Raw genomic sequence first — 16,786 nt, 5'->3', positions numbered from 1 at the left:
GCCCTTTGGCTTGGTTGCGCACAGGCTATTCCGCGCCAGCGCGCGCCGCAAGATGTCGGCATGGAAGCGCGTCGGATATGGCAGGGCATCCCGGACCTGCGGGGTCGCCGATGTCAGACCGTATCGAGATAAAGGTCGATCCGCTCCGCCTCTGACAGCTCCTCGATATCGCGGATCTCCTGTCGTTTGGTCAGGACCATGTTCGCGATCAGCGGGGGCGGCAGAAGACGCGCGGTCCAGGGATCGCGCTCGAACCGGTCCACGGCTTCGGGCCAGCTGGACGGCACACGCGGCAGATCCAGGGCATAGGCATTCCCAGTGATCGGGGCGGGCGGCTCGACCGCATCCTCGATCCCGTGAAGGGCCGCGCCCAGGATCGTCGCGAGCAGCAGATAGGGGTTCACGTCGCCGCCCGATACACGGTGTTCGATCCGGCGCGCGACATTGGGCGAGGCGGGGATACGAACGGCGGAGGTGCGGTTTTCATATGCCCAACTCAACCCTGTGGGCGCATGGGCGTCGGGCACCAAGCGGTCATAGCTGTTCAGGTGCGGGGCGAAGACAAGAGTCGACGCGGGCGCGGCAGCCAGCAGCCCCGCGACCGCATGGCGCAGCGCATCCGACCCCAGAGGCGTGCCGTCATCGAAAATGTTCTTTCCGTCTGCGTCCAAGACCGAAAAATGCACATGCATCCCGTTGCCCGCATAGTCGGGATAGGGTTTCGCCATGAAGCTTGCCGCGAAGCCATGCTTGCGCGCCTGACCCTGCACCAGAAGCTTGAAGAACCACGCATCGTCGGCAGCCTTCAAGGCATCGGGTTGATGGGCGAGGTCGATCTCGAACTGGCCGATGCCTGCCTCGGAAATGGCGGTATTGGCGGGAATATCCATCGCTTCGCAGGCGTCATACAGCTGCGTGAAGAAGAGATCGAAGGCATCCAGCGCCCGCATCGACAGCGTCTCGGCCCCCGGTCGCCGCTTGCCCGAACCGGGGGCCTTGGGCACGCGCAACTGCCGCGTGCTGTCGTCAATCAGGTAGAATTCCATCTCGGTCGCCACGACGGGCGTCAGTCCGCGCGCGGCGTATCTGGCCAATACGGCAGCCAGCGCATGACGGGGATCGCCTGCGAAGGGCCGCCCGTCGTGGTGATACATCCAGACCGGCAACAGGGCTGTCGGCGTATCGAGCCACGGCATCGGGACAAAGCCGCGTTCGGTGGGTTTCAGAATGCCGTCGGCATCGCCGGTGTCGAAGACCAGCGGGCTGTCCTCGATATCCTCGCCCCAGATGTCGAGGTTCAGGATCGAGAAGGGAAACCGCGTTCCTTCGGTTTCCAGCTTGTGCGCGAAGCGGCGGGGGATGCGTTTGCCCCGCGCCTGTGCATTCAGGTCGCAGGCGGCGGCACGAACGGAGTGGATCTGGGGGTTGGCGTGAAGCCAGCCGTCAGGTGCGGCATCTGTCATCGGATGATCTGGGGAAGCAGCCGGGGACGTCGCGTCGCGGCTTGGGGAAGGTGCCGGTTCAGGCGCCGGTTCACAGCGCCCATGATCGCGATAATGCACAAGGTCAAGAGGATGAAGAACCCCGCAAGGATCGGATAGGGTACGAAGGGATTGAACGTCTTGTCGGCAAAATAACTGGCATAATAGAGCGCGTCGCCCCTTTGCTGGACTGCCGGGAAGCCGGTGAAGAAGACCAGTGTGGTGGCGTGAAACAGGAAGATCGCTTCATTGGTATAAGCGGGCCATGCCAGCCGCAGCATCGTCGGCCAGGTGATCCGCCGGAATTTGCGCCAGCCGGTCAGGCCGTATGCTTCGGCGGCTTCCTGGTCTCCCCTTGGAACGGATTGCAGCGCGCCGTAGAAAATCTCGCCGGTATAGGCGGCGGTGTTCAGAAACAGGACGACCAGCGCCCCGGCCCAGGCGGAGGCGAAGGCGTCGAAGGCGGATGATACCTGTTTAAGCGAGAGGAACAGGAAATATCCGAAGAAGAATTGTATGAACAAAGGGCTGCCCCGGAACAGGAATATGAACCATTCCGCCGGTTTGCGTGCCCAGCGTTTGCTCGAGGCTTTGCCGACCGCCACCACCGTCGCCAGTCCGAACCCGGCAATCAGGGCCAGCAGGCCGAAATAGACATTCCAGATCATGCCCGACCCGATCAGCGTCACCTGCTGGCAGAGCGTGAAATCGCTGCGCGGCAGCAGACGCTCGCCATATCCCAGACTGCGCAGCCCATAGTCGGCGATGGTGTCGAGGCAATCGATCATGCCTGTGCCCGTCGCATCGCTTCACCGCCTGCGGTCGCCTGCCCATACGACAGGCGGCGGGTCAGGCGGGCGAGGACGATCTCGGACACGCGGGTGAAGGCCAGGTAGAACACCAGCAGCGCCAGAAAATACCACATCCGCCAGTCGGGGTGTGGATAGTCGGTGAAGCGCGGCGTCTTGGCGGCCCCCAGCTCGCGCGCCCAGTAGACGATATCCTCGACCCCCAGCAGAAACAGTAGCGGCGTCGCCTTGATCAGAACCATCCACAGGTTGCCCAGGCCGGGCAGGGCATAAATCCACATTTGCGGCACGGTGATGCGCCAGAACGTCTGGCGAGAAGTCATGCCATAGGCTTCGGCTGTTTCGACCTGACCGCGCGGTACGGCGGCCATCGCACCGAACAGGACGTTGGCCGCAAAAGCTCCGAAGACGATCGCGAATGTCAGGACGGCCAAAGCGAACCCATAGGATTCGTGAACCCATTGCGGCGAGTTACCCAAGGGCATCTTGGCGGCCTGACAAACCAGAAAATCGCTACCCTGCCGGACGGGCTGATCCCAGTCAGGACATTTGATTTTGTGGCGGACATATTCGATGCCCTGATCCAGCGCGATCACGAAGAACAGAAAGAATGCGATATCGGGCACACCGCGCACGACGGCGATGTACCCCTTGCCAAACCAGCGCAGCGGCGCGATCCGTGACCGCGCCGCCATCGCCCCGCCGAACCCGAAGGCCATGGCGGCGGGCGCGGTGATCGCCAGCAACAGAAGGACCGTGCCAAAGGCGGCATAGAACAACAGGTGCTTGCCCGTCGTCAGGTAGCAGATCAGCCAGTTCAGGCCGGACAGCGTTTCAGGGTCCGTGCAGGCGAAAATGGTAAGATGTCCCCGGCGCATGCGCCCGTTTCGGACGTCTTCTTCGCATAACCTTCAGAAATCGGGGCGGGAGTGCTTCCGCCCCGATTGTCTTGTTCGAATCTTATTCGAAGACTTTGGCGTCGTCGCCGAACCATTTCACGATCAACTCATTCAGGCTGCCGTCGTCCTTCATGGACTGGATGGCCACGTCGAATTTCTCGCGCAGCTCGTCATCCGATTCGCGCAGACCAAGGCCGATACCGCCACCCAGCGGCACATCGTCGCCCACAAAGACCATCTCGCCGCCCGACTCTTCGACGGTTGGGACCAGCGCGTCCTTGTCGGCGAAAACTGCATCGGCCTCGCCGTTGCGAACGGCGGCGACGGTTTCATCGTATGTGGCGAATTCCAGCAGGGTCGCGCCGGATTCGGCCACGTACCCCGCCTGGATGGTCGAGGTCTGGGCCGCGACCACGCCGCCCGTCAGATCGGCATCGCCAGACATCGCCGCATAGGCCGAGGCGGCGGGGGGGAAGTAGTTTTGCGTGAAATCAATGACTTCTTCGCGCTCGTCGGTGATGCTCATCCCGGCAATGATCGTGTCGTAGTTGCCCGAGGTCAGGTTCGGGATGATTGAATCCCACTCGTTCGTTACCCACTCGCAGGTCAGTTCAGCCCGAGCGCACAGCTCGTCGCCCACTTCGCGCTCGAAGCCGTCGACTTCGCCGGCATCGTTCAGGAAATTATAGGGGGGATAAGCACCCTCGGTGCCCATGCGTATGGTTTTGCCGTGGGCATCAGCCCATGCGCCCGTTGCGGCGACGGCCAAGGCGGCGGCAGTCAGGATCAGTTTCATATCGCTTTCTCCATGTTGAGCCCCCCCGGTTGGTCGGGGTTGGCGGATGAACTAGTGTGATTTGGCGGACAGAAACCCGCGTAGCCGTTCGGATTTCGGGGCGCCGAACAGGGCGTCGGGCGTACCTTCTTCCTCGATCAGGCCCTGATGCAGAAAGATGACGTGATCGCTCACGTCGCGGGCCAGCGCCATGTCATGCGTGACGATGACCATCGTACGTCCTTCGACAGCCAGATCTTTGATGACGCGGATGACCTCCTGCTCCAGCTCGGGGTCCAGCGCACTGGTAGGTTCGTCGAACAGCAGGGCCTTAGGCTCCATGCAGAGCGCGCGTGCAATGGCCGCCCGCTGTTGCTGACCACCCGAGAGTTGCGCAGGAAAAGCGTCGGCCTTGTCGCCGATCCCGACCTTTTCGAGATACATGCGGGCCTTTTCCTCGACCTCCTTCGGATCGCGGCGCAAAACCTGGACCGGCGCTTCCATCACGTTCTGCAAAACCGTCATGTGCGACCAGAGGTTGAACGACTGGAATACCATCGACAGGTTTGTGCGAATCCGTGTAATCTGGGCGGCGTCGGCAGGGCGTCTGTTATGGGCGGTCCCGCGCCATTTCACCGGCTCTTCGCAGAACAGGATATCGCCCTGCTGGCTGTCTTCCAGCAGGTTGGCACAGCGCAGAAGCGTCGACTTGCCCGAACCGGACGATCCGATCAGCGATATTACCTGCCCCTGGCGCGCAGTCAGATCGACGCCCTTGAGAACCTCCAGCTGACCATAGGCCTTATGGAGGGAGCGGATTTCGATTACGGGCGGGGCTTGTGACAAACGGGCCTCGGGTCTCTGGACTTGATGTTTACGCCGCAATTTCCACGGGAATGCAATGGAGTCGGTGCGTCATGCGCTGCGACGCAGTAAGGGCGCGTAAACCGCGTCGGACAAGCGGGTCAGGCCAGACAGGCCCGTCACGGCCCGATCCGCCGCCGACATATCCGCAATCGCCTGGGTCAACGCAACATGTAAAGGCGCTGCCAGGTCGGCCCTCGCAGTGATGAACGGTGTCGCGGGCGTAGGTGGGGTGGTGTCCCGGATTGCCAATCGGGCATCGCCGCCCATCATGGCCCAGGTCACGACGTCGATGGCGGCCAGATCGGCGCGCCCGCAGGCGACGGCCTGCATCGAGGCGGCATGGCTGCCGGTCACGATGGACGGTCCCGTTAATCCGGCGCCAACAAGGGTGCCCCATCCGGACTGGCTGTCGGGCGCGTTCACGGCAATGCCCGATGCCGCAGCCCGCGAAAGGGCGCGTCCGTCATCGGCGCGTGTCACAAGGTGCGAGGCGTAATGCCCCTTGGGCAGTCCGGGCACATCCCAGATTGGAGTGCCGACAATGTGGACGCGGTCGAACAGGCCCAGTTGCAGGGGCAGGGCGCATGTCATCGACAGGATCAGGTCCGGGGCACGCCAATGGCTGGCGAAATCAACAGGCCATGTCAGTCGGGTCGGTGCATCCGAAAGATGCGGGCCCAGTCCGGCCCGCGTCGCATCCCACAGCCGGTCCCACGCCGAATGCGTGGCCGGATACCAGGCGAGGCTGGCGATCACGCCTGACTGTTGCGAGGATGTATGGCCTCTTCGGCCCGTATGCGGGCGATGTTGCTGTCACGGTCGTTGATGCCCAGCAGGTTCGCCAACAGGCGAAGCAGGCTGTCTTCCTGGGCGTCGCGTTCGCCGTCCACCAGAACGACAGACCACAACGCCTCGATCACCGCGCTGCGTTCCTCAAGATCGACGGCACCCTTGATGGCGCGGGTAAAGCGGACGGTATCGGGGGCCTCCTGCTCCAGCGCTTCGGCCTGCGCCCGCAGATTGGCCGTAGCCTCGGGGCCGAGACCGTAGCGTTTCGTCAGAATGCGGTCGATACGGGCAATCTCGGCCGGGTCATAATCGCCGTCGCTGCGGGCAACGCGCACCATCAGTGCGGCCAGCGCAAGGCGGGCATCGGGTTCCGGCAGGCGATCGGGTTCGGGGGCCGTCAGGCGGCGCAGCAGGTCAGCAAACATGGCGGGCCATATAGAACGAGTACCACCCGGAGACCAGTCCGCATCGAAGCTGTTAACCGGCCCAGCCCTCGGCGATGACCAGATCACTTTCGCTGATGCCTTGGCGCAGTTTGATCGCCTCTTGATAGGCAGGGCTGTCGTAGCAATCCAGGGCAGCCTGATAACTGGGAAATTCTATTACCACGGTGCGCGGCTTGGCCGTGCCTTCCTTGGTCACGCGATCGCCGCCGCGAACCAGGAACCTACCGCCGAACTCGGCAAGCGGGGCTGCATTCGCAGCACGATAAAGGTCATATTTCGCCGGATCATCGACGCGCCCATGGGAGATCCAATATCCTTTGGTCATCGCTCAGCCGCTCCTTGTGAAGATTTCTGTCAGACGGGCCGCCTCACGGTCCAGGCCCCATGGTGGGTTTACCACAGCAAGGCCCGATCCGACCATGCCGTGCCCGTCGCGGGCGGGCGGGAAGCGGACTTCGTGGATCATGATATCGGGTATGGCCTCGCGCAGGGCGCGGGTCATTGGCGCATGACGACGGTCGGCCAGCAGCGGATACCACATCATCAGGATTCCGACGCCCCATTTGCGATGGAGCAAAGGTAGCAAGGTCGCCAGCCGGACGTAATCGTCGCGCACTTCCCAGGACGGGTCGATCAGCATCAGACCGCGGCGCGGATCGGGCGGCGTCAAGGCCTTGGCCATTTCCAGACCGTCCCGCTTGTGGATACGGGTGTTCGGGCTGACCGGCATTGTCTGAACCAGCGCGGCATGTTCCGCAGGATGCAGTTCCGCAAGGTCGATCCGGTCGAATCGGCGAAGCAGTTGTGCCGCGATAAGGGGCGATCCGGGATAGGCATCCGGGCCATGGGTCGCGCGAAAAGTTCCCAACATTTCAACGTAATCGTGATCGCGGGGAAATGACTGCAGCATTCGCGCCACACCCTGCGCAGCCTCACCCGTTTTCTGTGCGGCCGCATCGGTCAGATCATACAAACCGCGCCCCGCGTGCGTCTCGATATAACTGAGAGCTTTATCTTTCTTGGTCAGATAGTTGAGCGCAACGGTAAGAAGCGAATGTTTGTGAACATCGGCTGCGTTTCCGGCGTGGTAGGCGTGTTGATAGGACAGCATGGCCCGTGGGCTATCGGCGGAGCACCAACGACGCAAGCTGCGAGACGAGTTTGCTCGTGCGATCCCGACCCCATATGATAGTCAGACACTAACTAACCTTCTGCATCTGGATTCGCATGTCGCGCTTCATTCCAACACTCGCTGCCCTTGCTTTGATTGCAACCTCCGCCGCTGTCACGGCGCAGGAGCAGGATCCGGCCTCGCCCGTCTTTTCGTCGCAAAGTCAGGGCCCCGCCCTTGGATTCACTCTGCGCGGCGGCGTGGCGACCGCGCCGGAATATTTCGGTGCCGACTCGAACGAAGCGGCTCCGGCGCTGGGTTTTGGTGTCAATTATCTGCGTCTGGGTGGTTTCACCTTCGGCGACCCCGACCCGCTGTTCGTTCCGACCGGCTTCGGCATCAACGGCTCGTTCCGCTACATCGGCGAGCGGACGGCAGAAGACAGCCCCGAGCTTGCCGGCCTCAACGATGTCGACGCTTCACTCGAATTGGGCGCAGGGCTGCGATATGCGACACGTGATTACCAGGTTTTCGGCAACGTGCGCTATGGCGTCGTCGGCCACGAAGCCTTCGTGGGCGAGCTTGGGGCCGATGTCTTTGCGCGCCCGACCGACCGTCTGACCTTGCGTATGGGGCCGCGCGCCCTGTTTGGCGACAGCGATTATGCCTCGACCTATTTCGGCGTGACCGCTGGGGAAGAAGTGGCAAGCGGCGGTGCTTTTACCGAATTCAATGCCGGTGGCGGGCTTATCTCCACAGGGGTCCAATTCGGTGCGGGATATCGCTTTGACAACAACTGGGGCATCGATGCTGTCGTCAGCTACGATAAGTTGCGGGGCGATGCCGCCGATAGCCCGATCACGATGAACGACGATCAGGTTTCGGCAAGCATCGGCATCACACGCCGCTTCACCCTGGGCTTCTGATCCGCCCTTCGGCGACGGGCACGGCCCGTCCCGAAATTCTGACCGCCTGTAATTTTCCCATTGCGACGTCTGCTTCGAAGCAGATGCGCGAGGGCCGTCCCATGTCGTCGCCCTGCCGGATCGTGCGCACGGTCGTGCCATCGGGCAAAGCCCCGTTTGCCAGAAGCTGTGCTGCCAAGATCGCGCAGGCGGACCCGGTCGCCGGGTCTTCGGGAATGCCCGCGGTCGGCGAGAACATCCGCGCGTTCAGATCCGGATCGTAGACCCAGGCACTATCCACTCCGGCGCTATCCATGAGGCCCGTCCATGCCGGTTCCATCGGACGGGCGCGGGCCAGCGCATCGCGGTCGCGAACCGGAATGTAGACGAAAGCCGGCCCGCCCGCGAAGGTGCCGGGTGTATGCGGGCCGATTGCATCTTTCGAGAGGCCCAAAGCTTCGGCGCATAACGTCACAGCCACTGGCCCGCCATGCGGCGCGGGCAGAACGGGCGCGGTGAATTGCGCCATCCCGTCGCGGACGGTGACCGGCACGAGGCCCGCTTTTTCTTCCAGCACCAGATCGGTCAGATCATCGCGCGTGGCCAGGAACAGCGACGCGCCGATTGTGGGATGCCCCGCGAATGGGATTTCGGCGGTCGGAAAGAAAATGCGCGCCTTCGCCGTGTTCATCGGGTCGCGAGGCGGCATCAGGAAGATCGTCTCGGACAGATTGAACTGCCGCGCCAGCAACTGCATCTGAGCCGCCGTCAGGTCGCCTGATGTCTCGACGATTGCCAGCGGGTTGCCGCTGAAAGGCGCGTCGGTGAATACGTCCCAGACTTGAAAGGGCAGGTCTATCAAGGTGTTCTCCCGTGTTGGAGTTACGCGCAATCCATAGGCCGGTTTCAGCGTAAGCCACTCTCTCTGGCGACGGTCACACCAGCCGCGATTGCTCCTTCGCGGCTCGCACGAAATCGGCAAACAGGGGATGCGGTGCGAAAGGTTTGGACTTCAGCTCCGGGTGGAACTGCACGCCGATATACCAAGGGTGATCCTTGGCCTCGACGATTTCGGGCAGGCGACCGTCGGGCGAAAGGCCGGAGAAGAGCAGGCCATTCTTCTCCAATTGCTCACGATATTTGATGTCGACTTCATAGCGGTGGCGATGCCGCTCCTCGATGGCGATGCCGCCATAGGCCTGGGCAACGCGAGATCCTTCGGTCAGCACCGCGTCATAGGCACCCAGACGCATGGTGCCACCCTTGTCGTCGGACTTGGTGCGCGTTACCTTGGCGTTGCCCTGCACCCATTCCTTCAGGTGATAGACGACGGGCGTGAAATTGCGCGGATCGACGCCCTCGGAAAATTCCTCGGACGCGGCGTCGCCCATGTCGGCCATGTTGCGGGCCGCCTCGATCACCGCCATTTGCATCCCCAGACAAATGCCAAGATACGGGATCTTGCGCTCTCGCGCGAATTGCGCGGCCTTGATCTTGCCTTCGGTTCCCCGTTCGCCAAAGCCACCTGGCACAAGGATCGCGTTCAACCGCTCCAGATGCGGGGCGGCATCTTCATTCTCGAAGACTTCGGCATCAATCCACTCGATCCGGACCTTGACGCGATTGGCCATGCCACCATGGGTCAGCGCCTCGGCGATGGATTTATAGGCGTCTTCCAACTGCGTATACTTACCGACGATGGCGACGCGCACCTCGCCATCGGTGTTGTGGATACGGTCGACGACATCTTCCCATCGGTCCAGGTTCGGCTTGGGCGCAGGCGAAATGCCAAAGGCATCCAGCACGGCCTGATCCATACCCTCGCGGTGATAGGCTAGCGGCGCTTCGTAGATCGACTTCAGGTCCTGCGCCGCGATCACCGCATCCGGCCGCACATTGCAGAACAGCGCGAGTTTTTCGCGTTCCTTAGTCGGAATCGGACTTTCGGATCGGCAAACGAGGATGTCGGGGGCCAGGCCGATGGATCGCAGTTCCTTGACCGAATGCTGCGTCGGCTTGGTCTTCAATTCGCCGGAAGCTTTAATGAATGGCAGTAGCGTCAGATGCATGAAAAGGCACTGACCCCGCTCCTTTTCCTGCGCAAACTGACGGATCGCCTCGAAGAAGGGCAGGCCCTCGATATCGCCGACGGTGCCGCCGATCTCGCAGAGCATGAAGTCAACTTCATCCTCGCCGATGCGGATGAAATCCTTGATCTCGTTGGTGACGTGCGGAATGACCTGAATTGTCTTCCCCAGATAGTCGCCCCGCCGCTCCTTCTCCAGCACGTTGGAATAGACCCGGCCCGAGCTGATCGAATCGGTCGACCGCGCCGCCACACCCGTGAACCGCTCATAATGTCCAAGGTCGAGATCTGTTTCCGCGCCATCGTCGGTCACGAAGACCTCGCCATGTTCGAAGGGCGACATCGTTCCCGGATCGACGTTCAGATAGGGATCAAGCTTGCGCAGCCGAACCGTGTATCCCCGTGCCTGCAACAGCGCACCAAGGGCCGCCGAGGCAAGCCCCTTGCCCAGCGAAGATACGACCCCGCCGGTGATGAAGATAAATCGTGCCATGCCAGATGCCCCCGCGAATACGCCTGAATCCGGGGCCGAGAATCACGGCCCAAAATCGTCAATCACGGGATTTGAGAATAACAGGACAATATGCCGGGCCGCAACCGCCGCCCGCTATATCCTGAGAGTTTTCGTCCCGTCCTGTCTAGATATGCCCGTCGGGTCTTATTCAGAACGCGGGGGCACTGCCGGAGAATCCCCCGCCGTCGGTGGCAGCAGGCTGTCACCCGAGGGCGGCGCCGGGGCCAACACACTATTCTCGGGGGTCGACGGCAAAATATCGACCACCGATCCGCCGGCCGCGTTCTGTGCCGCCACAATCGTCAGCGTCACCGATGTAACCAGAAACGAAATCGCAAGAACCCAGGTCAGTTTGGTCATCGCCGTGGCTGCCTGACGCCCGGTCATCGCGCCGCCTCCGCCCCCGCCCATACCCATGCCGCCACCCTCGGACCGCTGCAAAAGCACGATCCCGATCAGGCAAAATGCGATGATCAGGTGAATGACGAGGATGACGTTTTCCATGGCGGCCCGCTCAGACTTGTTCGCTGGGCTACCTATTGTCTGCGGCGCGGCCCCGCAAGCCCTGCGCGGCGATGGGTGTTTGCAAGGCTTCCCTGTCACCGCGGGCCGGGTTAGGGGGGAACGGTTTCAACCGGATCGAGGGCCTGCAATGGCGAACGTAGTGGTGGTCGGTGCCCAGTGGGGTGACGAAGGCAAAGGCAAGATCGTCGACTGGCTGTCGGAACGCGCGGATGTGATCGCGCGATTTCAGGGCGGGCATAACGCGGGCCACACGCTGGTCATAGATGGCAAGGTCTACAAACTGTCGCTGCTGCCATCGGGTATCGTGCGGGGCGGTAAGCTGTCGGTCATCGGCAACGGTGTGGTCCTGGACCCCTGGCATTTGATCAAAGAAATCGACCAGCTGCGCGAACAGGGTGTCACTGTCACGCCCGAGACCCTGATGATCGCCGAAAACACGCCGCTGATCCTGCCGATCCATGGCGAGTTGGACCGCGCGCGGGAAGAGGCCTCGGCCAAGGGAACCAAGATCGGCACCACAGGACGCGGCATCGGCCCGGCTTATGAAGACAAAGTCGGTCGCCGTGCCATTCGTGTCGCCGATCTGGCCGATGTAACAACGCTGGAAACCCGCGTCGACCGCGCGCTTGCGCACCACGATGCGCTCCGTCGTGGCCTGGGCATGGAGCCCGTCGACCGCGATGCGCTGCTGACTGCGCTTCGCGATGTCGCGCCAGCCGTTCTGGAATATGCCGCACCCGTCTGGAAGGTGCTGGACCAGAAGCGCCGCGCTGGTAAACGCATTCTGTTCGAGGGCGCGCAGGGGGCGCTGCTCGACATCGACTTCGGCACCTATCCCTTCGTGACATCCTCCAACGTCATCGCGGGTCAGGCCGCTACCGGCACAGGAATGGGACCGGGCGCGATCGACTTCGTTCTGGGCATCGTCAAGGCCTATACGACCCGCGTCGGCGAAGGCCCGTTTCCGGCAGAACTGGACGATGCCGACGGTCAGCGTCTGGGCGAGCGCGGGCACGAATTCGGAACGGTAACAGGCCGCAAGCGCCGTTGCGGCTGGTTCGACGCCGTGCTGGTGCGGCAGACCTGCGCCACATCGGGCGTCAATGGGATCGCGCTGACCAAGCTGGATGTGCTCGACGGGTTCGAGACGCTGAAAATCTGCACCGGGTACGAGCTGGACGGCAAGACCATAGATCATCTGCCGTTCGCGGCGGACGCACAGGCGCGGTGCAACCCGATCTACGAGGAAATGCCCGGCTGGTCGCAATCGACCGAAGGTGCGCGCAGCTGGGCCGACCTGCCCGCGGAGGCGATCAAATACGTCCGCCGTGTGGAAGAGTTGATCCAGTGCCCCGTCGCCCTGCTTTCCACTTCGCCAGAACGCGAGGATACGATCCTGGTAACCGATCCGTTCGAGGACTGACCCATGGCCTTGTCACACAAGACCCGAAAGCGTCTTTCGCTTCTCATCCTCGTCGTCGGGCTGCCGCTGTATATCGTGTTGGTCGTCGGGATCATGGGGATAATCTACGACCGCTGGGGGCAACCGCCGCTGCTCATCGAGCTGGCAATCTATATCGTGCTGGGCGTGGTGGCGTTCTTCCCGTTGAAACCGATCTTTCTGGGCACAAGTCGCGAAGATCCGGATGCGTCTGAAGGTGATGCCGATTGATCCGTTGCATGGATGTGCCGTTATGCTGCGATCAGTGGCCCGGGTGTCTTGTGTCTTGCCCGACATCAAGGCCAGAGCCTCACCTTTAAACTGCTGATTTTGCCGGTTTGCAGGCCTGGAGTTGATGGGCGCGATGCGGTTGCTGATTGCGGGCGACTCCACCTGGGCTGTCTGCCATGGCAAACCCGCTGACCGATGTGATCGACGGCCAACAAGGGCGAAGCAGTCGGATATTTGATGGATACACCCGAGATCCACAGCGCAGGGGCTCTGCCCGGTTGTCGACTTGCGGCTACGGCATGTCGAAGCCTCGATCGGGTTCAGCAGCATCCATATACCCGATGGCGAGTGTTCCAACAGCACGAATGACCCGTTGATCATGAGCGTCTCGAGGCAAAGTTCCCGAGCAGCGCGCATGAAGTTTGGCGCTTTTAGCCCAGAAGTCCGGCGATTTCACTCCACGATCGACGGGTCCGGGCCATTCAAGCAGCAACTGGCGCTATGCGGAAATCGTCGACACTATCCAGACGTCGTATGCCAATCCGGTTTTTTGGCTGGCGAGGAGAATTTTTTCCAAGACAACAGACCGTGTCGCCGCCTTAGGCTGATTTGGCGCGAGATTATGTCAACCTGACACATCCGAAAGACCGGTTTGCAAGTCCGGTTTGACTGGGCGGCACAAGTCAGCACCCACCTTTTGACAAGACCAACTACGAAACCCGATAGGACAAATGAAAAGGCCCCGCCGGTTGCACGACGGAGCCTTCTGAAGTTGATTTCCGCAGGTTCAGCCCGCGCGACGCTCGGCCTGATCGGAATAGCGGCTGTCGGTGGCCAGGGCGAATGTGCCCCGGCTAACCTTGCGGATCGTACCGTCACGCAGAAGCTGACCGAAACCACGCAGACCATCTTCGCGGCTCAGGTCGTCGACCGCTTCGGCAGCCAGATGCAACAGACGGGGGCGCGAGAAATTGTCCTGCCCCATGACCTTGGCGCTGTAGACCGCAGCGGCCTCCAGAATGTCGGCCAGATCGCTGGCGCCGACATCGGCTGCGAAGGCTTCGAAGTCTTCAGCTCCCATCAGCGCGTCGTCACGAACTTCCATCTCGGCGGTGCGCGGCGCGCGGCGCGGCTGAACCGGAGCGGGCTCGGCGGCAGGTGTGGCGTCTTCGACCCGCTGTTCCGACACCAAGACCAGCGGTGCAGGGCGTTCGGGGCGCGGGGTGGAGCGGCCTTCGGCGGGGACCTTGCGTCGCGGACGAACTGTGCTGGCAAGATCGGCGCGATAGGCACCGGTATCGTCTTGGTCTTGTGTCTCGACAGGACCGTCGGCACGACGGGCGGCCACGGCGGCTTTCAGGTGCGAGATGTTGGCATGGCGGCGCGACGTGTCCTCGCCCGACAGACGGCTGTCTGTGGCGGCGAACAGACGTTCCATGTCGGGGTCCGAAGGGACTGCGGCGCGTTCTTCTTCATCTTCCACCAGATCGCCGCCGCTTTCTGAACTCGGATCGTTTTCGGCGACCGGATGGGCAAGATCTTCCTCGGCATTTTCCACGACGGGATCGTCATGCTTCGGCGCAGAGTCTTTGATGACGGCATCATGCTCGGCATCGTCGTCCTGCAGGGCGGCCACGAGATCTGCGTCGTCGTCCTCGTCGTCCATCCCGAGAATCGAGCTTACGATACCGTCATTTTCATCTTCGGCCGTCAGGTCATCGCCCTCGTCCAGACGGATCGCGGCCAGTTCGGCCATCAAGTCATCGTCTTCATCGGCCGCGTTTTGCGTGGCAGCTTTTTCCGTGGCCGGGATCGCCGTTTCGCCCGTCGCATTGATCGGATCAAGGGTCAGTTCGGCTTCGATGGCGGCCAGTTCGGCCATCAGCTCGTCACCTTCATCCTCGTCGGATGCAGCAACATCTTCTGCCACTTCGGGCGGCGCAGCTTGTACGGAAGACGCATCTTCTGCCTCAAGCTCGGTTGTTTCCACGACGGCGGCATCTTCCTCGGCGGCCCGCTTGGCCGCAGCCTCGGCGCGGCGAATTTTCCGGATCCGTATCCGGCGGGGCACGGCGGCTTCGGCCTCTTCCCCATTGGAGGGGTCCGTATCGTCTTCGACCTGTGCGTCGTTTTCCTGATCGTCGGTCTCGGTCCCGCTTCCGGCAGCTTCGACGGGCGTGCTGTCCTCGGTAATGACTGTCTCAGGTGCGGCGGGTTCAATCGCCTCCTCGGTCGGTTCGATTTCGGCAGGCTTATCCAGATCGGACGACAGTATGGCAGCCAGATCAGCGGCCATCGTGTCCTCGCCGTCCGCTTCCTCTGACCCATCATCCTCCACGGTAGCATCGGTCGGCAGATCGTCCAGCGCATCGGCGGCAAACGCAGCGGCAAGCGTGTCGTCTGCCATCGGCGCGTCGTCGTAGCCGTCATCCTCGTAGGACGCATCATCCATCATGTCGTCGGCATGTTCATCTTCGGCATAGACAGCGGATGACTGGCGATCAGCTTCGACCACACCACGGATACGCGCCAGTTTCGCAGCAACACTGTCGGAAGCGTCCGCAACATCGGCTTGAACTGCATCTTCGTCCGGCCCTGCCGATACGGTATCAGCCTCAGGCGCATCGTCCTGTCCGGTGTCAATCTCGTCGCCCCTGTCCTCTGTGGCGACGTCGTCTTTTTCGGTGGCGTCAGCTTCGGATACCGCTTCAGCCTTATCGGCCAACACCATCGCGGCGATATCGGCGGGGGCTTCGCGGGCATCGAAGGCGGCAGAAACCGCATCGGCGGCAGGCAACGCCGACGGACGCAGCAGGATGCCGCCGTCTTCGGGCTTGGCCTCGACCGATTGCTTGGCGCGGGTTTCCGCAATCATGCGCAGCATTGCCATATCCGGGGTAGGAGGTTCCGCACCGAAGAATCGGTCATCCGCAGCAAGATCCCGGAAATATTCCGCGATGCCTGTCATCGTGCTGAACGGATCGTCAAACCCTTCCAGGGTGCAGGAAAACGTGCCGTAGGCAACAGTGAGAATCTTTTTGTCGGGGACCATCGGGGCGCCTCCACTTTATTCCCGCGAGGGAATCCTGTTTCACTTCACCTTGCACATAAACAAACGATTCCATTCAAATCGTGCCCGGATCGGGACCATTTGACGATGCCGAGGGCGGATTCTTGCCAGATTCGAAACGAATTGGTCTCATTGACGACATACCTCCAACCCTGGAAGGGCAAACACTGGTCGGTGGGGCGCCTGTTACCATCCGAACCCTTGAAGAAGCTTTAAGACATGCGCCCCGTCTCATTGCCGTAGATGGCGGTGCAGATGCCGCACTGGCCGCAGGCATGGTTCCCGAAACAGTGATCGGCGACCTCGATTCGATCTCGGATGCCGCACGTTCTGCTTTTGCGGACCGCCTGCATCACATCGCCGAACAGAATAGCACAGATTTTGCCAAGGCGCTGCGCATCAGTCCCGCAGCCCTAACCATTGCGGTGGGGTTCATCGGTGCACGCGTCGATCATTTTCTGTCGTGTTTGACCGAAATGGTTCGTAGCGGTGAGAATTGCGTGCTTTTGGGCGAAGAAGACTGCATATGCATCGCGCCGCCTTCGCTTGATCTGGCACTGAAGGCCGGTACGCGCCTGTCGCTCTGGCCGATGGGTCCGGTGCGCGGCACGTCCGAGGGGCTGCTCTGGCCGATCGACGGATTGGAGTTCGGTCCCACCATGCGTACCGGAACCTCGAATGAAGTCATCGGGCACGTGCGTTTGCGGCTGGATGGACCGATGGCGCTGATCCTGCCGGCGGATGCACTGCCAACCCTGCTCAAATCGCTGGACGCAACCCCTCGCAGAGCGGCGATCTCCCGTCTATAAGACAGCGACGACCTTAAGGAGCGCAGCG

General features: G+C 61.9%; 17 protein-coding genes. 4 read left to right on the top strand and 13 right to left on the bottom strand.

Annotated features, from left to right (window positions below):
• Positions 1 to 113: 113 nt before the first annotated feature.
• The 9 genes from BMY38_RS16600 to BMY38_RS16560 all read right to left on the bottom strand — a co-directional run bounded on the left by BMY38_RS16600 (position 114) and on the right by BMY38_RS16560 (position 7,177).
• Positions 114 to 1,463 carry a glutamine synthetase family protein gene (locus BMY38_RS16600; protein WP_092764955.1) on the bottom strand — a complete coding sequence of 450 codons (1,350 nt, stop codon included), beginning with the start codon at positions 1,461 to 1,463 and terminating at the stop codon, positions 114 to 116.
• Positions 1,460 to 2,266, bottom strand: coding sequence for an ABC transporter permease (locus tag BMY38_RS16595; RefSeq protein ID WP_092765048.1), 807 nt, complete (start codon positions 2,264 to 2,266; stop codon positions 1,460 to 1,462). Before BMY38_RS16595 ends, BMY38_RS16600 begins: the two co-directional genes overlap by 4 nt.
• Positions 2,266 to 3,168, bottom strand: a complete 903-nt coding sequence (locus BMY38_RS16590; RefSeq protein ID WP_425431637.1) for an ABC transporter permease — start codon at positions 3,166 to 3,168, stop codon at positions 2,266 to 2,268. Before BMY38_RS16590 ends, BMY38_RS16595 begins: the two co-directional genes overlap by 1 nt.
• 82 nt (positions 3,169 to 3,250) lie before the next feature.
• On the bottom strand, positions 3,251 to 3,985 hold the full coding sequence (locus BMY38_RS16585; protein WP_092764953.1) for a transporter substrate-binding domain-containing protein: 735 nt from the start codon (positions 3,983 to 3,985) through the stop codon (positions 3,251 to 3,253).
• 51 nt (positions 3,986 to 4,036) lie between these two features.
• Complete coding sequence (locus BMY38_RS16580) at positions 4,037 to 4,810, bottom strand: ABC transporter ATP-binding protein (protein WP_092764951.1); 774 nt, start codon at positions 4,808 to 4,810, stop codon at positions 4,037 to 4,039.
• A gap of 69 nt (positions 4,811 to 4,879) precedes the next feature.
• On the bottom strand, positions 4,880 to 5,587 hold the full coding sequence (locus tag BMY38_RS16575) for a PhnD/SsuA/transferrin family substrate-binding protein (RefSeq protein ID WP_092764949.1): 708 nt from the start codon (positions 5,585 to 5,587) through the stop codon (positions 4,880 to 4,882).
• On the bottom strand, positions 5,584 to 6,045 hold the full coding sequence (locus BMY38_RS16570) for a tellurite resistance TerB family protein (protein ID WP_092764947.1): 462 nt from the start codon (positions 6,043 to 6,045) through the stop codon (positions 5,584 to 5,586). Before BMY38_RS16570 ends, BMY38_RS16575 begins: the two co-directional genes overlap by 4 nt.
• Before the next feature lie 52 nt (positions 6,046 to 6,097).
• Complete coding sequence (locus tag BMY38_RS16565) at positions 6,098 to 6,391, bottom strand: DUF1330 domain-containing protein (protein WP_092764945.1); 294 nt, start codon at positions 6,389 to 6,391, stop codon at positions 6,098 to 6,100.
• Positions 6,392 to 6,394: 3 nt separating this feature from the next.
• Positions 6,395 to 7,177, bottom strand: a complete 783-nt coding sequence (locus tag BMY38_RS16560) for a 23S rRNA (adenine(2030)-N(6))-methyltransferase RlmJ (protein ID WP_092764943.1) — start codon at positions 7,175 to 7,177, stop codon at positions 6,395 to 6,397.
• A 116-nt stretch (positions 7,178 to 7,293) separates the two neighbouring features.
• Here BMY38_RS16560 and BMY38_RS16555 point away from each other — a divergent pair, with 116 nt between their 5' ends.
• Positions 7,294 to 8,103, top strand: coding sequence for a MipA/OmpV family protein (locus BMY38_RS16555; RefSeq protein WP_092764941.1), 810 nt, complete (start codon positions 7,294 to 7,296; stop codon positions 8,101 to 8,103).
• On the opposite strand, the gene BMY38_RS16550 is transcribed toward BMY38_RS16555, so the two are convergent.
• The 3 genes from BMY38_RS16550 to secG all read right to left on the bottom strand — a co-directional run bounded on the left by BMY38_RS16550 (position 8,087) and on the right by secG (position 11,186).
• Positions 8,087 to 8,944 (bottom strand): PhzF family protein, encoded by an 858-nt coding sequence (locus tag BMY38_RS16550; protein ID WP_245737660.1) that lies wholly within the window; start codon positions 8,942 to 8,944, stop codon positions 8,087 to 8,089. The two genes, BMY38_RS16555 and BMY38_RS16550, sit on opposite strands and share 17 nt — an antisense overlap.
• Before the next feature lie 73 nt (positions 8,945 to 9,017).
• On the bottom strand, positions 9,018 to 10,661 hold the full coding sequence (locus BMY38_RS16545; RefSeq protein ID WP_092764938.1) for a CTP synthase: 1,644 nt from the start codon (positions 10,659 to 10,661) through the stop codon (positions 9,018 to 9,020).
• A gap of 165 nt (positions 10,662 to 10,826) precedes the next feature.
• Positions 10,827 to 11,186 (bottom strand): preprotein translocase subunit SecG, encoded by a 360-nt coding sequence (gene secG, locus BMY38_RS16540; protein ID WP_092764936.1) that lies wholly within the window; start codon positions 11,184 to 11,186, stop codon positions 10,827 to 10,829.
• A gap of 148 nt (positions 11,187 to 11,334) precedes the next feature.
• On the opposite strand from secG, the gene BMY38_RS16535 reads away from it, so the two are divergent.
• Both BMY38_RS16535 and BMY38_RS16530 read left to right on the top strand, forming a co-directional pair.
• The gene (locus BMY38_RS16535; RefSeq protein WP_092764934.1) at positions 11,335 to 12,630 is read left to right on the top strand and encodes an adenylosuccinate synthase; all 1,296 of its coding nucleotides are present in this window, start codon (positions 11,335 to 11,337) and stop codon (positions 12,628 to 12,630) included.
• 3 nt (positions 12,631 to 12,633) lie between these two features.
• Positions 12,634 to 12,879 carry a DUF2842 domain-containing protein gene (locus BMY38_RS16530; protein WP_092764933.1) on the top strand — a complete coding sequence of 82 codons (246 nt, stop codon included), beginning with the start codon at positions 12,634 to 12,636 and terminating at the stop codon, positions 12,877 to 12,879.
• Positions 12,880 to 13,666: 787 nt separating this feature from the next.
• Here the strand turns inward: BMY38_RS16530 and BMY38_RS16525 are convergent.
• Positions 13,667 to 15,931 (bottom strand): hypothetical protein, encoded by a 2,265-nt coding sequence (locus tag BMY38_RS16525; RefSeq protein ID WP_092764931.1) that lies wholly within the window; start codon positions 15,929 to 15,931, stop codon positions 13,667 to 13,669.
• Between the two features lie 80 nt (positions 15,932 to 16,011).
• Between BMY38_RS16525 and BMY38_RS16520 the strand changes: the two genes are divergently transcribed.
• Positions 16,012 to 16,758, top strand: a complete 747-nt coding sequence (locus tag BMY38_RS16520; RefSeq protein WP_245737659.1) for a thiamine diphosphokinase — start codon at positions 16,012 to 16,014, stop codon at positions 16,756 to 16,758.
• Positions 16,759 to 16,786: the final 28 nt, after the last annotated feature.

It is taken from the genome of Jannaschia helgolandensis, assembly GCF_900109285.1.
In the GTDB taxonomy this organism is placed as follows: Bacteria; Pseudomonadota; Alphaproteobacteria; order Rhodobacterales; family Rhodobacteraceae; genus Jannaschia; species Jannaschia helgolandensis.
Note: the sequence above shows the minus strand (reverse complement) of the source record. Positions and strands in the feature narration are given on the sequence as shown.